At 54.0% G+C, this 17710-nt stretch carries 19 protein-coding genes and 1 pseudogene; 8 read left to right on the top strand and 12 right to left on the bottom strand.

Annotation, left to right across the window (positions count from 1 at the left end):
- Positions 1–291 precede the first annotated feature (291 nt).
- Together QWJ10_RS10220 and QWJ10_RS10215 are read right to left on the bottom strand one after the other, a co-directional pair.
- Positions 292–972, bottom strand: coding sequence for a TetR/AcrR family transcriptional regulator (locus QWJ10_RS10220; protein WP_289926074.1), 681 nt, complete (start codon positions 970–972; stop codon positions 292–294).
- A gap of 234 nt (positions 973–1206) precedes the next feature.
- Entirely contained in the window at positions 1207–1431 is a 225-nt protein-coding gene (locus QWJ10_RS10215; RefSeq protein WP_289926072.1) for an FKBP-type peptidyl-prolyl cis-trans isomerase, read from the bottom strand.
- A gap of 93 nt (positions 1432–1524) precedes the next feature.
- On the opposite strand from QWJ10_RS10215, the pseudogene QWJ10_RS10210 reads away from it, so the two are divergent.
- Both QWJ10_RS10210 and QWJ10_RS10205 read left to right on the top strand, forming a co-directional pair.
- Positions 1525–1695 (top strand): annotated as a pseudogene (locus tag QWJ10_RS10210) (UvrD-helicase domain-containing protein); the annotation flags it as partial.
- Between the two features lie 8 nt (positions 1696–1703).
- Complete coding sequence (locus QWJ10_RS10205; protein WP_289926070.1) at positions 1704–1850, top strand: hypothetical protein; 147 nt, start codon at positions 1704–1706, stop codon at positions 1848–1850.
- 124 nt (positions 1851–1974) lie between these two features.
- Here the strand turns inward: QWJ10_RS10205 and QWJ10_RS10200 are convergent, their stop codons facing one another.
- A complete protein-coding gene (locus tag QWJ10_RS10200) occupies positions 1975–2112 on the bottom strand; it encodes a hypothetical protein (RefSeq protein WP_289926068.1) in 138 nt (45 codons plus the stop codon).
- Between the two features lie 735 nt (positions 2113–2847).
- Here QWJ10_RS10200 and QWJ10_RS10195 point away from each other — a divergent pair.
- Positions 2848–3939, top strand: coding sequence for a hypothetical protein (locus tag QWJ10_RS10195; protein WP_289926066.1), 1092 nt, complete (start codon positions 2848–2850; stop codon positions 3937–3939).
- A 532-nt stretch (positions 3940–4471) separates the two neighbouring features.
- Here the strand turns inward: QWJ10_RS10195 and QWJ10_RS10190 are convergent.
- From QWJ10_RS10190 to QWJ10_RS10180, 3 genes are read right to left on the bottom strand one after another with little or no spacing between them, the layout of a single operon-like run.
- A complete protein-coding gene (locus tag QWJ10_RS10190) occupies positions 4472–5002 on the bottom strand; it encodes a GMC oxidoreductase (RefSeq protein WP_289926065.1) in 531 nt (176 codons plus the stop codon).
- Positions 5003–5020: 18 nt separating this feature from the next.
- Positions 5021–6043 (bottom strand): GMC family oxidoreductase N-terminal domain-containing protein, encoded by a 1023-nt coding sequence (locus tag QWJ10_RS10185; RefSeq protein ID WP_289926063.1) that lies wholly within the window; start codon positions 6041–6043, stop codon positions 5021–5023.
- 59 nt (positions 6044–6102) lie between these two features.
- Entirely contained in the window at positions 6103–6876 is a 774-nt protein-coding gene (locus QWJ10_RS10180) for an alpha/beta hydrolase (protein WP_289926061.1), read from the bottom strand.
- 87 nt (positions 6877–6963) lie between these two features.
- Here QWJ10_RS10180 and QWJ10_RS10175 point away from each other — a divergent pair, with 87 nt between their 5' ends.
- Positions 6964–8403 carry an HD domain-containing phosphohydrolase gene (locus QWJ10_RS10175; RefSeq protein ID WP_289926060.1) on the top strand — a complete coding sequence of 480 codons (1440 nt, stop codon included), beginning with the start codon at positions 6964–6966 and terminating at the stop codon, positions 8401–8403.
- Between the two features lie 60 nt (positions 8404–8463).
- Here QWJ10_RS10175 and QWJ10_RS10170 read toward each other — a convergent pair whose 3' ends face one another.
- Complete coding sequence (locus QWJ10_RS10170) at positions 8464–9381, bottom strand: LysR substrate-binding domain-containing protein (protein WP_289926058.1); 918 nt, start codon at positions 9379–9381, stop codon at positions 8464–8466.
- A 104-nt stretch (positions 9382–9485) separates the two neighbouring features.
- On the opposite strand from QWJ10_RS10170, the gene QWJ10_RS10165 reads away from it, so the two are divergent.
- The gene (locus QWJ10_RS10165; protein WP_289926057.1) at positions 9486–9818 is read left to right on the top strand and encodes a nuclear transport factor 2 family protein; all 333 of its coding nucleotides are present in this window, start codon (positions 9486–9488) and stop codon (positions 9816–9818) included.
- A complete protein-coding gene (locus QWJ10_RS10160) occupies positions 9812–10588 on the top strand; it encodes an SDR family oxidoreductase (RefSeq protein ID WP_150345985.1) in 777 nt (258 codons plus the stop codon). The genes QWJ10_RS10165 and QWJ10_RS10160 overlap by 7 nt, the downstream gene beginning before the upstream one ends.
- Positions 10589–10935: 347 nt before the next feature.
- Here QWJ10_RS10160 and QWJ10_RS10155 read toward each other — a convergent pair whose 3' ends face one another.
- The 5 genes from QWJ10_RS10155 to QWJ10_RS10135 form a co-directional block, all read right to left on the bottom strand.
- Positions 10936–11100, bottom strand: a complete 165-nt coding sequence (locus QWJ10_RS10155) for a hypothetical protein (protein ID WP_289926054.1) — start codon at positions 11098–11100, stop codon at positions 10936–10938.
- A 1976-nt stretch (positions 11101–13076) separates the two neighbouring features.
- The gene (locus tag QWJ10_RS10150) at positions 13077–13217 is read right to left on the bottom strand and encodes a hypothetical protein (RefSeq protein ID WP_289926052.1); all 141 of its coding nucleotides are present in this window, start codon (positions 13215–13217) and stop codon (positions 13077–13079) included.
- Positions 13201–13488 (bottom strand): HAD family acid phosphatase, encoded by a 288-nt coding sequence (locus QWJ10_RS10145; protein WP_289926045.1) that lies wholly within the window; start codon positions 13486–13488, stop codon positions 13201–13203. Before QWJ10_RS10145 ends, QWJ10_RS10150 begins: the two co-directional genes overlap by 17 nt.
- 13 nt (positions 13489–13501) lie before the next feature.
- Positions 13502–13759: a hypothetical protein gene (locus QWJ10_RS10140; RefSeq protein ID WP_289926044.1), complete on the bottom strand. Its 258-nt coding sequence runs from the start codon at positions 13757–13759 to the stop codon at positions 13502–13504.
- Positions 13760–13922: 163 nt separating this feature from the next.
- Positions 13923–14855 carry a LysR family transcriptional regulator gene (locus QWJ10_RS10135; RefSeq protein WP_289926042.1) on the bottom strand — a complete coding sequence of 311 codons (933 nt, stop codon included), beginning with the start codon at positions 14853–14855 and terminating at the stop codon, positions 13923–13925.
- A 412-nt stretch (positions 14856–15267) separates the two neighbouring features.
- On the opposite strand from QWJ10_RS10135, the gene QWJ10_RS10130 reads away from it, so the two are divergent.
- The gene (locus tag QWJ10_RS10130) at positions 15268–16788 is read left to right on the top strand and encodes an amino acid ABC transporter permease/ATP-binding protein (RefSeq protein ID WP_289926041.1); all 1521 of its coding nucleotides are present in this window, start codon (positions 15268–15270) and stop codon (positions 16786–16788) included.
- Between the two features lie 27 nt (positions 16789–16815).
- Positions 16816–17688, top strand: coding sequence for a phytanoyl-CoA dioxygenase family protein (locus QWJ10_RS10125; RefSeq protein WP_289926038.1), 873 nt, complete (start codon positions 16816–16818; stop codon positions 17686–17688).
- The last annotated feature ends 22 nt before the right edge of the window (positions 17689–17710 follow it).

Below are 17710 nucleotides of genomic sequence, written 5' to 3'. Positions count from 1 at the left end.
CTCCGGTTTGGTGCTATTGATTGAATGTGAAGGCTAATGAACGCCTCAGAATGGGGCGGAATGGAAGTATGGAGATTACTTGGGAGCATTGCGTTAAAGAATCGTAGCTAAAGCATCTCCCATAGATTTTGCATTTCCCGCATCGGAGCGGCTTGAGCCACAATTTCTATGTTCCAGCGGAGCTGTAGTTTTCAAGCAGGATCGCGGCTAAAGCTCCTCCTACAATCACATGACGCCTCGCAGGGAAACCGGGCGGCGCTCCGCGTAGGCCGCGATTGGAACTGTTTGGCCTCAACCCACTTGTACAGCATTCAGAGGCATCAGCCCGCAGCCCTTGAGAATAACTTGGATAAGCGTCTTCGTGCCGAGTTCGAAGTCGGCTTTGGTAATGTGCTTGCTATCAGTGAGGCGCTTGATCTGGTCGGAGAAGTCCGCGTAGTGCTGGGTACTGCTCCAGATAAGAAAGATCAGGTGCATCGGATCAACCCGGTCCATCTTGCCGGCAGCGATCCAGGCCTCGAAGACGGCCGCGCGGTTGCGGAACCAGTTGCGATAGTCCTGGTTGAAATGCTCCGACAGACATTCACAGCCGCTGATAACTTCCATCGCGAAAATCTTCGAGGCCTGGGGCTGCTTGCGCGAGAACTCCATTTTGGTACGAATGTAGTCCGCTAAGGCAGTGGCAGGGTCGTCTTCCACGGTGAGTTGATCGAAGGCACTGTCCCAGAGCTCTAGGATGTCGCGCATCACCTCGACATACAGGCTCAGCTTGCTGCTGAAGTAATAGTGCAGGTTGGCCTTGGGTAGTTCGGCTCGCAGGGCGATGGCTTTCATGCTGGTGCCCTTGAAGCCGTAGCGGGCGAACTCTTCGGCAGCCGCGGCCAAAATGAGCTTCTCGTTCTTCTGACGGATCCGCCCGGCCGGCTTGCTGGTCGAGGTATAAAGTGAAGGGGTGGCTTCGTTTATCTTCATGATCACTTACCTGAACATACGAGGGGGGCGAACTATGTCCGGTGCCCTGGCAGCGCATCATAGCGAGCCAATAAGGAACCGCGAAAGTCCGTGTTTGGCCAATCGCCTCTTCGGGGCAGCCAATGGGGGCACGGCTTCACGGAGCGAGTTGCCTATTGAAGATAGAGGCACTGACCCAAAGTAAGGCATTACAGTTCGGAGCACGACCGTCGCGTCTAGGCACGATACATGAAGTCAACCGTCCCGCGTAATGACTTCGAGCAGCTCGATCCCGACCCGCAGATTGGAATTAGGTTTAATACGGGTGCCGATATGCTGCTCGCCACAAGCCAGACGCGCCGGCACGAACAGATGGGGCTTGCCGCCGACGCGTCTCCCCATCAGACTCAGGCCCCAACCCTTGACGACTTCCTTGCCGGGGCCCAGCTTGATGTCAGAAATTATCAGTTCATCATTCATTGCGTGTTTTTGCCTTCGGCCAATTACGTCGCAGCAGCGCATGGTCGCTGCGGTCGCTGCGGTCGTGGCGGCTGGCGCGGTCTGCGCATCCGGGCGATGACCCTGGGGCGGAAGGTGACAACTCGGATATTTGCTGACACCGGTTCGGGCAAGTCCAACACCCTGGTCTTGCGGATAGTACTTATGCTGTGCCACATGCGAATCGATCCGGCACGGCTGACTCTCATCTCGTTCACCAATGCCTCCTGCGCCCACCTGTGCGAGTAATCACAATGGGTCCTGGTATTCTGGCGGTGGAAGGCGGTCATCGCGGGCTCCTGGCCGTGTCCGATAACTCCACCTTGCCCTACAAATCTGCTGATGCAGGTCCACCCGGGCCAATTAATCTGGCTGCGATCAAGCGGCTAAATCTGGATTGAGACTATATAGGGTATGCCTCTTGATCTATTGGCGCTTATTTAAATGCCACAGCCCAAACCAGAGTACAGCCTGTGCAGATAGGCCAATGGTTAGAATAAAAAGCGCAACGGTCATGATCTTCCATTAGCCCACTGCGTAGCCAAAGCAGGCAACAACAGCGGCCAGTATTCCTATCAGGAGGGGAGTACGCCTGAGCCAGCGGGTCTCGTGCTGTACCTGGGCGTCGAGCATGGCGATTAACTTTTCCCTGTCCTTGTGCATGGTGTTTTCTTACGACGTAGAGGCGAGGATGAATCTGTGTGCAGCATAGACACCGAAACGTTAATGCCGTTGCCGCCGGAGTAGCCACTTGCATCACAGGATCTGGATGTTAGCGTCGATACGAGTCAATCAATGCGTGCGACGTATGCCTATCCAAGCATGTGTGAATTTGACCTTAAATCGGGAAAGACTGGCGAATGCGATTTCGGTCGCGACGAGGGCCGTTTGCTCAATCTGCGCGGAGGCTTTGATGCTGAGGCCTAGCAGGTGATCGAGGAGAAACGACGCACTGAGGATGATGCTCGCTTTGATCCAGTAACAACCACCATGCAGGTGCGGTTTGATATTAGCAAGGTGACGCCCGAGCTGCTGAGAGATCTGCTGCCATGTCTGATATGGATGAGGCGTTGATCAATATCCAGTCTACGTGCGGGATAAGAACTGGCGATCTGGCAGGCTTCTTTTCTGTGGAGAGCAGTGGTCTGAAATCACGGCACTGACAGGCTGCGGAGTGCAAGTAGCGTCTGCCAGCTTCCCTAAGGTAGACGTTGCCGCATTTGTCATCTATCTAGAGTGAAAGGTCATTTCCAAAACATCCGCTATGCTTTAAGCCACCGCCATGTCTGGATGACGGTCCCGGCAGACGTTTACAAAAGCGAGGTCAGGCTGTGTGAGTGCCGGTGCTCCTCTTGGCCGAAAAGCTCGGCTTATCTATGAGCATTTATGGAGTTTTCTATGAAACGTTCAGCACTTTCGATAGGGATAACGTTGCTATTGGCCTCCTTTGCCATCCAAGCAGATAACAACATTGCGGAGCAATATCAGGATGGGACAGGGCTCAGTTCGTCGCTTAACCAGGCAGGATCGGACAACTATTCCTTGCAGCGTCAGGAAGGAGGCCGATATGACACCATCGAGACACGTCAGGTGGGCACCGGAAACCGGGCGACTGCGCTTCAGAATGGGTTTGGAGAAGGGAACATACAAATCGATCAAAATGGAGCAGCCAATCAGGCAATGGTTCAGCAACAGCCAGGCAGTGAAAGCTACACGGCTGCTAATGGTGGGTCTATCAGCCAGGCAGGTAGTGGAAACCTGTCGGAGGTGACTCAGGGCGGAATCCAGAATTATGCGCAAAGCCTGCAATCTGGAGATAACAATGGACATACTGTCATGCAGGACGGTTACCTGAATTACGCAAGCCTTGCCTCTTACGGAGATAATAATAGGATCTCGGTATCGACACTCGCAGGTGCCCTGTCAATGGATAACAGCGTAGGCGCCATTCAGGTTGGTAACGCTAACACAGCTGTTATAGAGCAAAGTGGTATAGGGACGTACATTAGGGCAAGACAGGAAGGTAGCGGCAATACTGTTGAAGCGCTTCAACGAAATGAAGGTGACAGTTTGGCTCCTGATGCCATTGTCTTTATATATGGCGATGATAACCGACTTACTATCGATCAGAATGGCGCCTCCCGTCTGGAGGCTTACCAGGATGGGAGCTCTAATAGCGTAAGCGTCCGGCAGGAGCATCAACACACCGGTTCGGCATCTAGTCTGTTAACGGATGTCATTGGCTCGAATAACAGCATTGATGTCTCTCAGGTCAGCAATGAACTTAGCCTCCCAAGCAAGATGACTATTACCCAGCGTGGTGATGAGCTTGACGTTACCGCCCGCCAGGACAATACAAGTAGCGGTAACCTTGAGGTGTTTCAGAGCGGGTTGCGGGGGGTTGCCACTGTGCAGCAGAGCGGTATTTATAACGAGGCTAAGCTTGTTCAAAACGGTATGGCAAATAGCGCAAGTATTAGCCAGCAATGATACCTTTGCTTAGGCGATATGACTGTTGTGCTGCAGCAGAAGAGCCTTGTTTCGGATATACACGCCTGCTCTGCCAGGTGTGTATTCTTAAAGACAGCACCCTTTTACTGATTTATCAGAACTAAATGACTGCTAGAGGTTTGAGTAGACTCTTGTGGCTACAATGCACGCCCGTCTCGTTTGCCCTGCGTGTGTCCCGCTACGAGTTACGCAATGTTGCATGCAAGGTTTCGCGCGCAAGCGCTAGACATGGCCCGACGGCCAGATTCCCGGGGAGCTGCGTGACGCTCAACTCTGTCCCTCTATTATCAAGAATACGCTGGGTTTTGATCGGAGCTGCCATCGTTGCAATCGAATTCAGTAGCCCTAGCTCGTGCAAAGCCCGTGCTGCATTTCCTGGCAAGTAGAGCCCGGTGCCTCCCTGTGGCGCATCGGCCTTGCGCTCGACCAAGTCGGGCTTGTTCTAGCGCCCTAGCCATTTCAAGGCCAGCTATACCTCCGCCAACTATTATTATCCTCACTGCATTACCCGTTAAGACACAGATATTGTAGCCCTCGAACCATGCGCAGCGAGAACCATGTCGGCAGCACGTTCACCAATGACAACGCATGGAGCCATCGTATTGCCGACGGTTATTCGAGGCATGATCGAGGCATCCGCGATTCGAAGTTTCTCAATGCCATACACGCGAAGCTGACAGTCAACCACTGACATCGCATCGCGACCCATTTTTGCAGTGCAGGACTGATGCCAGTAGGTCACGGCAGCATTACGGATGAACTGCTCCATAGCGCGACGTTCTTTCGGGCCAGGAACGACCTCGCGCTTTACCAACCCGTTGAAGGCTTCGCTGTTGCCGATCGCCCGGCACAGGTCGATCGACGCGAGCGCCGCGGCCATATCCTCAGGGGCGCTCAGCGATTCCGGCTCAATGAGTGGAGCGTCCTGTGGGCCGGCACCAGACAGGCGCACGCGCCCTCGACTAACAGGCCTGGCCAGCCCTGCAAACATCGTCCAGCCATGTTGCGGCGGCTGAACACCGACCTCAGAGGGAGAGGGCACTGGAAACTCGAGCTGACATTACAGCAGGTCTGGAGCGTCCAGGCGGCTGTCGCTCCTCCAGTACAGGGTGGTTTCACATCCACTACCGCCTATCAGCTGAGGTTGCCGATACTCCCAGGTACAGCCAAAAGCAATATGGTCCTGAAGATTTTGACCCAGACCTGGAAGGTGATTGATCAAGGCGATGCCATGGGCGCGCAGTTGATCCTCCGGACCAATCCCCGACTGCATGAGTACCTTTGGCGTATTTACCGCGCCCATAGATAGAATGACTTCAGCTCCAGCATGAAAGCGGTGCCGCTTGCCGTCCACTACCGCTTCAACACCGATTGCCTTTGTCCCGCTAAGCAGTACACGGGTTACCAATGCACCGGTCAGAACCGTCAAATTCGGATGCTGCAGCCGTGGCCGGATATAGGAGTCGTAAACGGATTCGCGCTTGCCCTGGTTGATGCGCAGATCGGTAATCGCGACCCCGCCCGGGCTTTCCATCATCTCTCCATTGGGGCTTTCATATCTAGGAATGTCCAGACAGCTGGCTGCTTCCAATGTCGCCCAGGCGAGGGGCTGAGGTGTGGCTGGCTGCTCAACATGCACGGGCCCGCCTGAGCCGCGCCGCACTGCATCCGGACTTCCTTGCCAATTCTCAATCCTGCGATAGTAATCTAATACTGAGTTGTAGCCCCAGGCGGGATCGCCGGACTCGGCAGCGAAATAATCCCAGTCCGAGCGGTGCCCGCGCGCCCAGACCATTACATTGATGCTAGATCCACCTCCGAGCCCTTTGCCCATGCTCAGGGAAAGGCGACGATCATTGAGGTGCGAATTAGGTTGCCCCTCGAAAGCCCAGTCGCGATCCGTACCGAGGTTCATCGGCCATTGTGCCGGTTCGACAACCTCCGGTCCGGAATACGCGTTGCCTGCTTCTATCAGCAAGACGCGTGCGTTGTTATGGTCGGCAAGGCGGGCAGCAACCACGCATCCCGTCGTACCTGCACCACACACAATGAAGTCATAGCTCTGAGCATATAGAAGGTTCATGTCCGCTCCGTATCAATGTAACGAGTGAGTTCAGGAGTATCAGTGGCGTCACGAAGGGATCACTGACCGCCATCGCTTCGCACTGCTTCGAGAATTACCTTGGCTACCTCGGCGGGTTGTGACTGTTGAGGAACATGACTCGTGTGTAGCTCATTCAATTGCGCGCCGATACGCTTTGCAGTAGCGCGCTGGACGTCGGGGTGAATCATCCGGTCCTCAGTGGCCAGCAGATACCAGGACGGTTTGGTCTTCCAGGCAGAGACAGTCGTTCTATCCTCGAATGCAGATGCCTTGATGGGCCCTTGCGTTGCGGTCATCACGGCGGTCTGCGCTGCAGGGAGGTCCTGGGCGAAGTCCTTGGCCATGCCTTCTGGCGTCAGGTAGAGGAAGCCATTGCCGTCTGCCTTGATTTGACTGATACCAGGAGGCGTAGGCGCGCCCTTGCCCTGTTCGCCGCTGGTTTGTCCGGCATCCGGCGCGAATGCGGCGACATATACCAGAGCGCTGACTTTCTCGTCGCTGCCGGCCTCGGTAATCACGGTACCGCCCCATGAATGGCCAACTAGAACTACTTTTCCCTGCTGGTTATTTAAGACACGGTGTGTAGCGGCAACATCGTCGGCAAGCGAAGTGAGCGGATTTTGCACGACCGTAACGGCAATCCCTTCAGCCTGAAGCAGCGGCACGACTTTGGCCCAGTCGGATCCGTCGGCGAATGCGCCATGTACGATCACCACCGAAGGCGTTGTATCCTCCGCTTGACTAGTACTTGCGATAAACGTGCCTGTAAGGGCAAAGGCGAAGGCGGCGACTTTTGATCTGAGTGTTTTCATTGAATTGGCTCCTGTGTGGGAGCTCAAATTCTGCTGACTGGCCTGCTTTGTGTGCATCGGTCATTTATCCGACCCGGGGTATTTTCAATGAATAGCGCGTTGGCACTGAACATCTCATTGAGCGGAGCACTGGGAGTAATTGCCCAGGTCGGTGACCTCAGCATGGGACAGCCCCTCCGGCATTCCCGGCGCGTTGCCGAACTGGCGCGGATGCTGGCGCGGGCCAGGCACGGCGACGGTGAGCACCTGAGAGTAGCGGAACAGGTCGCCCTACTGCGCTGGTCTGGCTGTACCGCAAACGCCGAAGGGTTTGCGGATCTGTTGGGTAATGATGTAGATGGTCGCCGCGCGATGCTTGACCTTACTCTAGGCAAGGAGGAAATGAAGGCGGTGCATCAGGCAGCCCCGCTTGCGGTCGTGCACTGTGAGGTATCTGGAGAAATAGCCAAAACCCTCGAACTTGGTGCCGCTGTCAAGGCAGGCCTGTGCCACGTATTCGAAACCTACGACGGGACTGGCCGGCCGCAGGGCCTGACGCATGAGCATATCCCGGAGGTCGCCTATCAAGTGGTGCTTGCTGGTGATCTGGATATTCTCAGCCGAGCCTATGGCCTTGATGCGGCGCTACGCTGGATCCATGAACAGTCGGATCGGCGCTATCCTGCTTATCTCGCATCGTTGCTCATAGGAAACGCTAGGGAATGGCTGGCGGACCTAGAGGCGTCCTCCAAACTCACTGACCATGAGCAGGCCGAACGTTACGTCTCGCTAACGCTGGTGGGAGACGTGATTGACCTGAAGCTGCCTTGGTTGGCAGGGCATTCACGACAGGTGGCGCATGTCGCCATGGAAGCTGCACGCCAGTGGGGGCTGAGTGAGCCAGCCCTTACCGAGATCGGAAAGGCAGCGCTTGTCTACAGTCTCGGTCGGGCAGCCGTTTCCAACCACCTCTGGAATACCGAGGGGGCGCTCCCATACGGCGCTGCGGAGCGGGTACACCTCGTTCCCTACTGGACGCAACAGGCGCTAAGACCTTTTAATGAGTTGGCCGCGTCTGGAGAGATTGCAGCCCATGCTTATGAACGGCTCAACGGCAGTGGCTATTTTCGAGGCGTAATGGGCGATGCGCTGTGTGCCGAGCACCGACTGCTCGCCGCTTCCGTAGCCTGGGTCGCACTGAGGCAAGCCCGGCCATGGCGGCCGGCCTATAGCGAATCAGAGGCGGCGAGACTACTCGAGCAGGATGTTGGCAGTGGCTTGTTTGACAACAATGCGTGCCAAGCGGTGATTGCGGCCGCACGGGGCGAGCGGGGGATTTATAAGCCCAAGGCTTCGTTACTGACGACGCGTGAGTGTCGCATCCTCCTTGAAATCAGCCGTGGCGCCAGCAACAAGCAGGTAGCGCGGCTGCTGGACATCAGTCCGAGCACGGTTCGCACACACGTGGAAAGCATCTTTCGCAAGCTGGAATGCTCGACCCGCGCAGCGGCTACATTGAAAGGCCTGACACTTGGTTTGATCGCTTGATGCTGGCGGCGACCATAGCCCGCGGCTCTCTGTTGCAAGTGCGCCAGAGATAAACATGAATCACGCTCGTGCGTTTTGTCTGGCTTGATGGGCGCGAGCGAGGGTGATGAACGCCTTGAGCGCGGCGGAGGGGTTGCGACGGTTCGGGTAGTACAGGCAGAGATTGTCTCTGGGCGGTGTCCACGCTTCCAATATCCGCTCGAACTGTCCGGTCTCGATTTCACCTATTACGTCCTGCTCCATAAAGAATCCGAGCCCCATGCCCTCCTGCACTACCCATTTGACGACGCTGGGCTCATCAAGCGTGAGCGGCCCGCTTACATCGAGCCTGGTTACTTCTCCATCTCGTTCGAAATGCCACGGGAAGATTGCGCCATTGGGTAGGCGGACCCGGATGCATCGATGGTTGAGCAGATCAGGCGGCGCTTGTGGCTTGCCAAATTTTTCGAAGTACGCTGGTGTACCGACTACGGCGTACCGTTGCGGCAGGCCGAGAGGGATCACAATCATATCGCTGGGTACGAGGCTCGCGGAACGTACGCCAAAATCGAAGCCGTCAGCGACGATATCCACCAGGCGGCCTTCGGTAACGAGATCAATATGGACCTTTGGATGATGCCGCAAGAACTCTACTACCAGTGGTAGAAGTGCTGCTCGGGCAGCGCTGGCGAATGCATTGATACGCAGTGTGCCCGAAGGCCCCGCGTTGTGTGACCGTACTGCGTCGAGCGCAGCACGCAAGTCTTGCAGGGCTGGCCCCACCTGCTCCAGAAAGATCTTGCCCGCCTCAGTGACGGCCACGCTGCGTGTCGTGCGATTGAATAGCCGCGTTTCGAGACTCGCTTCCAGTTTGGCGATGGTGGCGCTCAACGCGGTGGTTGAAACATTGAGATCGATAGCGGCCTTGCGAAACGAAGCTCTGCGAGCGACCGCTAGAACAGCGTCCAACTCACTAAGCCCTAGACGAAGATCTGACATTGATTGTCCTAGATTATGGGATAGCTCATACGCTTTGTCCCAGTTGAACAAACTATTAGTCTGGTAGCAAGATCGCTTCGAGTAATCGATTCGGGAAACAGCAAATGAACGTTCAGCTTTCCAATGTCGTTGGGACATACCTCGACATCAGCAATGACGGTAACGTATCGCAGCGCAAGAATTGCTTCTGTTCACAGATCACGGCGTCTGGCGAGAGCAAAACGCATGAACGCATCAAGGCCATCGAAGCCTGGCGATATGAGGCCCGGGGGGCGGTCTCGTATCCAGTCCAACCTCTGCACGCCCTGCCTGGCGAGGGTAGGCTGACCGTCTTTGCACAGCTTACCGGCAACTTTCCTGCTGGCCCGGTCCAGCCTGGGTACGTATTCCTGCTGGAGGGCGATCAAGTCTGCTCACTGGAGATCATGCCATGCTAAAACTTGATTTGAGTAACAAGCGAGTCCTCGTTACCGGCGGCACCAAAGGCATCGGGAAAGCTGTAGTCGAACTGTTCCTGGCCGAGGGTGCGAAGGTGATTACCTCGGCCCGGCAGACGGACATTGAGATGCCGAATGACCTCTTCGTCCCGGCTGATCTCTCGACCCGGGAAGGCTGTGCTGCGTTGGTCGCCGCGATCAAGCAGCGACTGGGCGGCGTAGACATCATAATTCATGTCCTGGGCGGTTCGTCGGCACCTGGCGGCGGCTTCGCTGCGCTGGACGACGAACAGTGGCAACGTGAACTCAATCTAAACCTGTTTCCGGCGGTGCGCCTGGATCGCGCCTTGCTCCCCGATATGCTAGAGCGAAAGGCAGGGGTCATTATTCACGTGACTTCCATCCAGAGTCAGCTTCCTCTGCCAGAGGCTACACTAGCCTACGCGGCGGCTAAGGCTGCGCTCTCGACTTACAGTAAGGGTTTATCCAAAGAGGTCTCGCCCAAGGGGGTGCGTGTCGTCCGGGTCTCGCCGGGTTGGGTTGAAACCGAAGCGTCAGTTGCGCTTGCCGAGCGACTCGCGCAGGAGGCAGGTACTGACTATGAGGGCGGCAAGCAGATCATCATGGAAGCACTAGGGGGCATCCCGCTCGGGCGTCCATCCTCCCCGTCCGAAGTTGCTGAGCTGATTGGTTTTCTGTCTTCTCCTCGAGCGGCATCCATTACCGGAAGCGAGTTTGTTATCGACGGCGGAACAGTGCCAACGGCCTAGCCGTCTTTTTCACAGTATGTGTTAAACACTCGAATCAGGGAGTAGGGTGTGTTTACTCTTGGCCCACTGCAAACGTCTGTGGAAGGTTGCAGTGGTTCGGTTGTAGTTGTTTGAAGGGCTCCCTGCAAGACACTCAAATTAATGGGCTTATGGAAGCTGCACATGCTTCATAGCAGAGGCAGATATCAGGCCGGTTGTCTCAGGAGATGCTTATGTCCATGGAAATCACGCCCAGCGCCAGCCCCACACTATCCTTAACCTTGCCAACTAATCTGCAGAGTACCGAGCCGCGCTAAAACCTGAGAGGCTGAAATGTTTGCGTTCTGGCAGCAGAACCGCGAGCGCAGCTATGCCGAAGCAGGCAGAATTTTCAGCGAAAGGAAAAGCGCAAGGCGGGCTTTCGGGCCTGGGCAGACGCCCAGATCGAGGCGCTTGAGCCGCAGCAATATCGCAACATGGTTCGTACAGAGTTGAACCAGTTGGTGAGCGGAAACCGCGTACAGAGTGAACATAAATCGCCTGGTTTTTCCCAACAGCTGCCGTACAGGCTGTATTCCCGGCAATGCCATTGGTCGCGTACTGGATACCCTAAAGGTTCACATGGCAGTCCCGCATGGCTTTCGCGCAACCTTTAGAAATTGGGCGGCCGATACCACGAACTATCCGCGCGAGGTCTGGGAGATGGCCTGGCGCATACGCTGGGCAGCAAAGTGGAAGCGGCCTATAACCGAGGGGGTTTATTAGAAAAGAGGAGGGGGTGATGCAGGAGTGGAGCAGCTTTCTGCATGCATACTGCCCCGCCCTGAGTTTATGCAGCAGTAAGTTAGCTTCTGAGCCTGTTAGGCAATGATGCCAAAATGGGCGACCGCAACCTGCCACAGACCCGTTTCCAGATGCGCGTGAAGCGGAAATCTCCGTCAGCAGGTTGACCGGAATATTTACTATTAATCTGGACCCGTACAGAAACAGCGGCTGTGTCGCCCCCGGTCAATCAGATTTCTTGTTCTGAAGGTTCCAGCCTGGAAATACTAAAAGCGTCTGATCCATGTGCTGATAAATCGGCTTCTTTGCCTAGGCATTATCCAGACATTACTCAAATACATGCTGTTCAGGGAGGCATTACGCTTGGCAATGTTGCTTTAAGCCATCTGCCCTTTGTGATGAGCTATTTGATCTACTCTCGGGTTGTGTCAAAACGAGCTAAAGCGTTGCCTCAGTGCAACTTGAGTCGACTGATCAGGCAACCAATGACCGGCAGGTGTGAGTGCTTCTGGGTTGGGCCATTGATGTTGACCGAGCGGATAAGAGACTATGATTCTTAACCATATTTTTGATTATTTGTCAAAACCGTTGAAAAGAAGTACACTGGCGCCTTGATATAATCCATCTAGGAACAAAATACTTGAGATTTTTTGACGCAGCGGTCTGCCTTTCCCTTTCAGCGCAAATCCATGGCACGAACAAAGAAATACGTGAAACCGCTAAACGTTGCCTTCCAAGTTTGCAGAAGGCTGACCGCATCCTTATCAACCGGATCGCGAAAAGCAACACGCCGCTCGAAGACGTTAAAACGCTCGTTAAGACGCTTCTGAACGATATCGTAAGTATTAAGCCCAGCACTCTCTCCTTAGCTTAACTCGCTGCACAGAAGGCTGCTGAAACCCTTTGGCTGCTTTCCCTAGGTAGAGAACTTATCCTGCTCACTCGTTGCTTCCAACAATCATGAGTAGGATATATACCGTTCCTCCCGTGAGGATAGGTCGTAGACGATAGCAAGGGAAATTCTGCTAGGGATTCTCCGATCAAGTTTCCCATATAATGGTTAACTGATCCCGGACACTAGACTAAGTTTTTCTCGGCAATGGAAAGTGGTAACCCGTCATTGAGCTGAGGCGGTCAACTTCTCGCATGCTCATCGGGATCTGCCCACACGCTGTCATGGGGCTGCTCTTGACCTACAGAGGCTTACTGTCAGTCAGTTAGACGCGGCTCTAATCAAAACCTTTCTATTTGGCTAGATAGGGACACTACTATTTAGCCGCTACACGCAGAATTCGCATAACCTTTGTTGTGTTAAATAACTAATTTTCAGCTCTCTTGGCTTTTCTGGCCTATAGCCCTACTGCAATTAGAAATCCTGCCATACAGACCAGAAATATAAAACACAGTCCTATCGGCATCGCTGTTCAGTAGCCGACCTCTTTCCTCACACGAACACATATCGAAGACCCTTGTGACCTGTCCATTCGAATGGATCCATACTGGTGTTTGGGAACTCAAAAAACTGGGTTAAGATCACTGTCAATGCGTTTGTATGGCTGGACAAGAAGGGCCAGCATTAGTCCAGCACAAAGCTTGTTTTCTAGTGCCTTGATAGCGATGCGCAACCAGTACACGAGTGGCAGATGCCATTACCAGGGTTCGACGGCCGGTTGGCCTTCCAGGAAGCCTTGGACCAAGTGCCGTAGGCCGCATTGGGGAATACTATTCATTCGCTGCCCCACTTGCCCTTTTCGCTGGCCACGGTGCTGCGCTGCTGATCCAGCGGCGTCTTACGGAAACGCACGTCGAAGTCATGCAGGGTTGTCGCCCAAAGCAGCACGATCTGATGATCAGCACTGACGCTCAAGCTTGGGTGGCCCTAGCAGCACGCTGTCCTCGGCTACCTGCGGCAGGCCAAGTTTGCTGAGGGTAGCCAGGGTGTAGGGCTTCTGCTTGTCGGCCCGGTCGGAGATATAGCGAATGGTCGCACCCAACTTGTCGGCGTGCCGTAGAAACTGCTTGGCGCCGGGAATCAACGCGGGAGTGCCGTCACGCTTCCAGGCCAGCCAGGTGTCCCAGGAATCGTAGGTGTGACAGTTGGCCAGATCGCGTGCTAGCAGAGTGCTGTTGTCGATCACGGTCTCATCCAGATCAGTCACCACGGCGAGCGAGCTTCGATGGATCCTTGGCCGCTGCTACGGCCTTGTCCTGCTTTTCGGTGGCTATATTGTAGGCTTGCAGTTGCAGCGCTTGGATTTCTGCCGACTGCTGTTGGAAGCGCAGCCCCATGGTGAACTCAGCAACCGTGCAGTCCTGCTTGTCCTGTGCATCGGCAAAGGCCGCCGGGACGGCCAGTAGGGATAGTGCAAGGCCCAGCCAGAGACGGCCGTTTTCAATCTTTTCGGTCATTGAATACTCACTCTTCCTTAATGGTTCACGGACCTACATGCCCTAAGTGATCGTGGGGCAACCGGACGCTAGCGTTACCGATAGTACAAAGACTAATGATCGCGCCCATGCTTGAGGGTGACCAGGCCTTATCTGTGCTCCGCAAATTTGCGGCTCTTGGCTATTACGCCGGTTCGGCGTGGGCAAGGATTCCTGGTGAAAGATCAACCGTACGACAATAGTCCATGAATAACTGCGTGGCCTTAGTAGGCTCGTTGTTGCGCAAATAGGCCATGATTAACATTGAGGCTGGCATTTCATCATGGATATTAACCTGCGCCAGACGTTTGCCGTCATAGGTCATATCAGTACTTGGCCGTGTAACCAAGACCGAGAATCCTAGCCCTTGCCCCACCATGCATCGAACCATTTCAATTGAAGGTGAACTATAGGCCACCGTTGGGCAATAGCCCTTTTCCTTAAAAATGTCGATGAAGTAATTACGGCTGGGTACTACGTCGAGCAAGATCATCGGTTCTCGACTCAGTTCTTTTAGCGTGACTGCCTTTTTCCGCGCTAATGGATGTGCAGCCGGGAGTAATGCGTAAGGTTTGTGTGGAGCATTAAGCCTTTCCTTATTAATCGAATCACCCAACTCAAGATCATAGAGAAAGGCTAGATCGAAACGTCCACGATGTAACCCATGCATGAGTTCATGCTGCTCGCCGTCATACAGCTGTATGGTGATTTCAGGGTAGTTTTGCTTGAATCCGGCCACCAATTTAGGCATGTACAAAGGCGCTGCAGACTCGAAACAACCAATCGCAACCGTGCCTGACACCAGGTCATTTTCAGCACGTGCGTTCTGCTCAAGCTCATACGAAAGGCGTAGAAGTTCTCTAGCTCTCTCATAAAGCCTGCGACCACTGGCTGTGAGCGACACGCCCTGAGCATGGTGACGGATAAACAGCCGCTGGTTGAACGTTTCCTCAAGATTTTTTATCGCTACGGAGATAGATGGCTGCGATATGTGTAGCTGTCGGGCGGCCTCGACGATACTGTCTTCTTCTACTACCGCCACAAAATATCTGAGTTGCCTGAGCGTGAAATGAGTCACTGGATGCCTATAGGCAAAGCCTTTTCAGAAATAACGCTTGGATAGTCTCCTTCAACTAAGCGAGAACCATGCCAGTGTTTCAGAGCGGGCTAACTGTCAACGGATCTAGTAGTTTTGACACATTAAGCTCCGTTAGGCTCATAGCGGCTAGTGCTCAATCCGCACCAAGACGTGGCGTCTCTCTTTTAGTCAAAGCCATCTTGCTCTGTCCTGGGGCGCTTCGCTTGCACCTTGACCTAGGGCGTGCACCGTACCGCTTGCTGTATAGGGCAAACCTATGCAATGGGCCAAAATTTGCTAATTGACGGTACATAGGGCACTCGCCAATTCTGTAGTTGCCAAGACGTGGCAAATATCGCGTCTTAGGCGAGAAACACGCAACTTCTAATCAGATATGGCAGGCGTGCTAGCAATGACTTTTAATTGGAACTACATGTTTGGCCTGCTGGGTGATTCAGAGTTTTGGCTAGCCACTTGGACAGTTATCAAACTGAGCTCTTTGACATGGATAATTAGCATTGCCCTTGGGTTTTTCGTGGCACTGGCTAAACAGTCGGACCGTCATGCACTGAACCTACCCGCTAGAGGCTATATCTGGTTGTTTCGCAGTGTGCCACTTCTAGTCTTGTTGATTTTTATATACAACCTGCCTCAGGCGATACCTGCTACGTCTATGGTTCTGGCAGACCCCTTCTGGGCCGGGTTAATTGCCATGGTGATCTGCGAGACTGCCTACGTTGCAGAAATTCATCGTGGCGGCCTGCTTTCAATCCCTAAAGGGCAGGGAGAGGCGGCGCGTGCGCTGGGTTTGAAGTTTTTCGGGACACAGTGGCGGGTAGTCATTCCTCAGGCGCTGCGAGTGGCATTGCCCTCGCTAGCTAACGAATACATTTCTATTGTGAAGCTCAGCTCATTAGTTTCAGTTATTTCGTTAACTGAAATACTTATGGTTGGCCAGCGGCTCTACTCACAGAACTTCATGGTCATGGAGACCATGGCAGCGGTCGCGTTCTACTATGTACTGATCGTCACCGTCTTCGATTTCTTACTTAAACGCCTGGAGCGACTCCTGGATGTGACCCAGCGTAAGGTTTCGTGGGTACCGGATAACCAGATTCTCGCCCTGGCCACGCAGAAACAGGCACCGATTTCACGACCGCTTACTGAAGACAATCGGCCCGCCCTACAGGCTGTACGTCTACACAAGGCGTATAACAATGTCGAAGTGCTGGGAGCAGTCAACCTTAATATCCGCCCTGGTGAAGTAGTGTCGGTGATTGGTCCTTCTGGCTCTGGTAAGACGACATTGATCCGACTGCTAAATGGGCTTGAGCAACTTGATAACGGCGAGATCAAGATTAATGGTCAGCCATTTATCTACTTAAGCAAACAGGGCGCGCAAAAACCCCGCTTCGTCGAGCATGTGGAGCATCGCCTGAATATTGGGATGGTGTTTCAGAGCTTTAACCTGTTCCCTCACTTAACGGTACTTGGCAACCTGCTATTGGCACCTCGTTACCACCGTTTGGATGAGCTAGATGCACTCAAGCAGCAAGCATATGCGCTGCTGCATAAAGTAGGCATGCTCGATCATGCATGGAAGTACCCACATCAGTTGTCAGGTGGCCAGCAGCAACGTGTAGCAATTGCCCGTGCTCTGATGATGCGCCCTCAAATCATGCTGTTCGACGAGCCAACCTCTGCGCTCGACCCTGAAAAGGTCAATGAGGTCCTGCAGGTCATTGAAGCATTGGCAAAAGAGGGCATTACGATGGTGATTGTCACTCATGAGATGAACTTCGCTTTTAAGGTTTCGGACCGCATCGTTTTTATGGAGAAAGGTCGCGTGGTCTGCGATGACGCACCACAAGTCTTGCGTAACGGGCAGTACCCGCGGATAGAGGCTTTCCTCAAGGATGTTTCGTTGGCGTAACCCTTTTTGAATACATGAGGCAACCCCATGATTGAGCAATGGCAGGTAGATCAGTTTCATCAACACGGATATCTCGTTGTTGAAGGTGTATTCTCAGCTAGCGAAGTTGCAGCACTGCAACGCGACTTTAACCTATGGGTAGAAGAGAGTCGCGCCTATACGCAAGGGTGGGGTGAAACCCAGGATGGCCGTGCACGCTTTGACCTGGAACGCGACCATCGACCTGACCACCCCTCACTGCGCCGGGTTAGCTCACCCACTGAGATCTCTAAGAACTACCAACAAACCGCTCTCCAATCACGTATGGCACAAATCGCAGCACAACTGATTGGGGGCAGCGGTACGCGCTTTCATCACAGTAAGATCAACTCAAAATTACCCCATACAGCTACACAGGTGAAGTGGCACCAGGATTTTCTTTTTACACCGCACAGTAACGACGATCTCATTACGGCGCTGCTGATGGTGAGTGACGTGACGCCAGAAAATGGCCCGCTAAATGTCATCCCGGGTAGCCATAAAGGGCCACTGTGGTCGCATTGGCATAATGACCGCTTTACCGGTGCAGTCAGCGATTCGGTCGTTACGGAGCATTGCCAAGAGCCGGTGGCGTGCTTTGGTCCGGCTGGTTCAGTATGTTTTATGCATACCCGATTACTACATGCCTCAAGTCCTAATGAGACCGAGTTGCCACGCACGCTGTTCATCAGTGTTTATGCCGCAGAGGACGCTCTGCCTTTTGGTGAAAACCCACTACCCAGCGTACACAGCGGCCAACTAATAGCTGGTCAGGAGAGCGGGTTAGTACGCAGCACAGTCAACCAGATGCGTTTGCCCCAAAAACCACGTGGCGCGTCTTTTTTCGTACAACAGGCCGGGCTCGACGAAGCAACAGTCTGATCACTCAAATCTTAGAGGAAAT

Source organism: Pseudomonas sp. WAC2 (genome assembly GCF_030403525.1).
GTDB lineage: Bacteria > Pseudomonadota > Gammaproteobacteria > Pseudomonadales > Pseudomonadaceae > Chryseomonas > Chryseomonas luteola.
The sequence above is the reverse complement of the archived record's forward strand: the minus strand, read 5'-3'. Positions and strand labels throughout refer to the sequence as shown.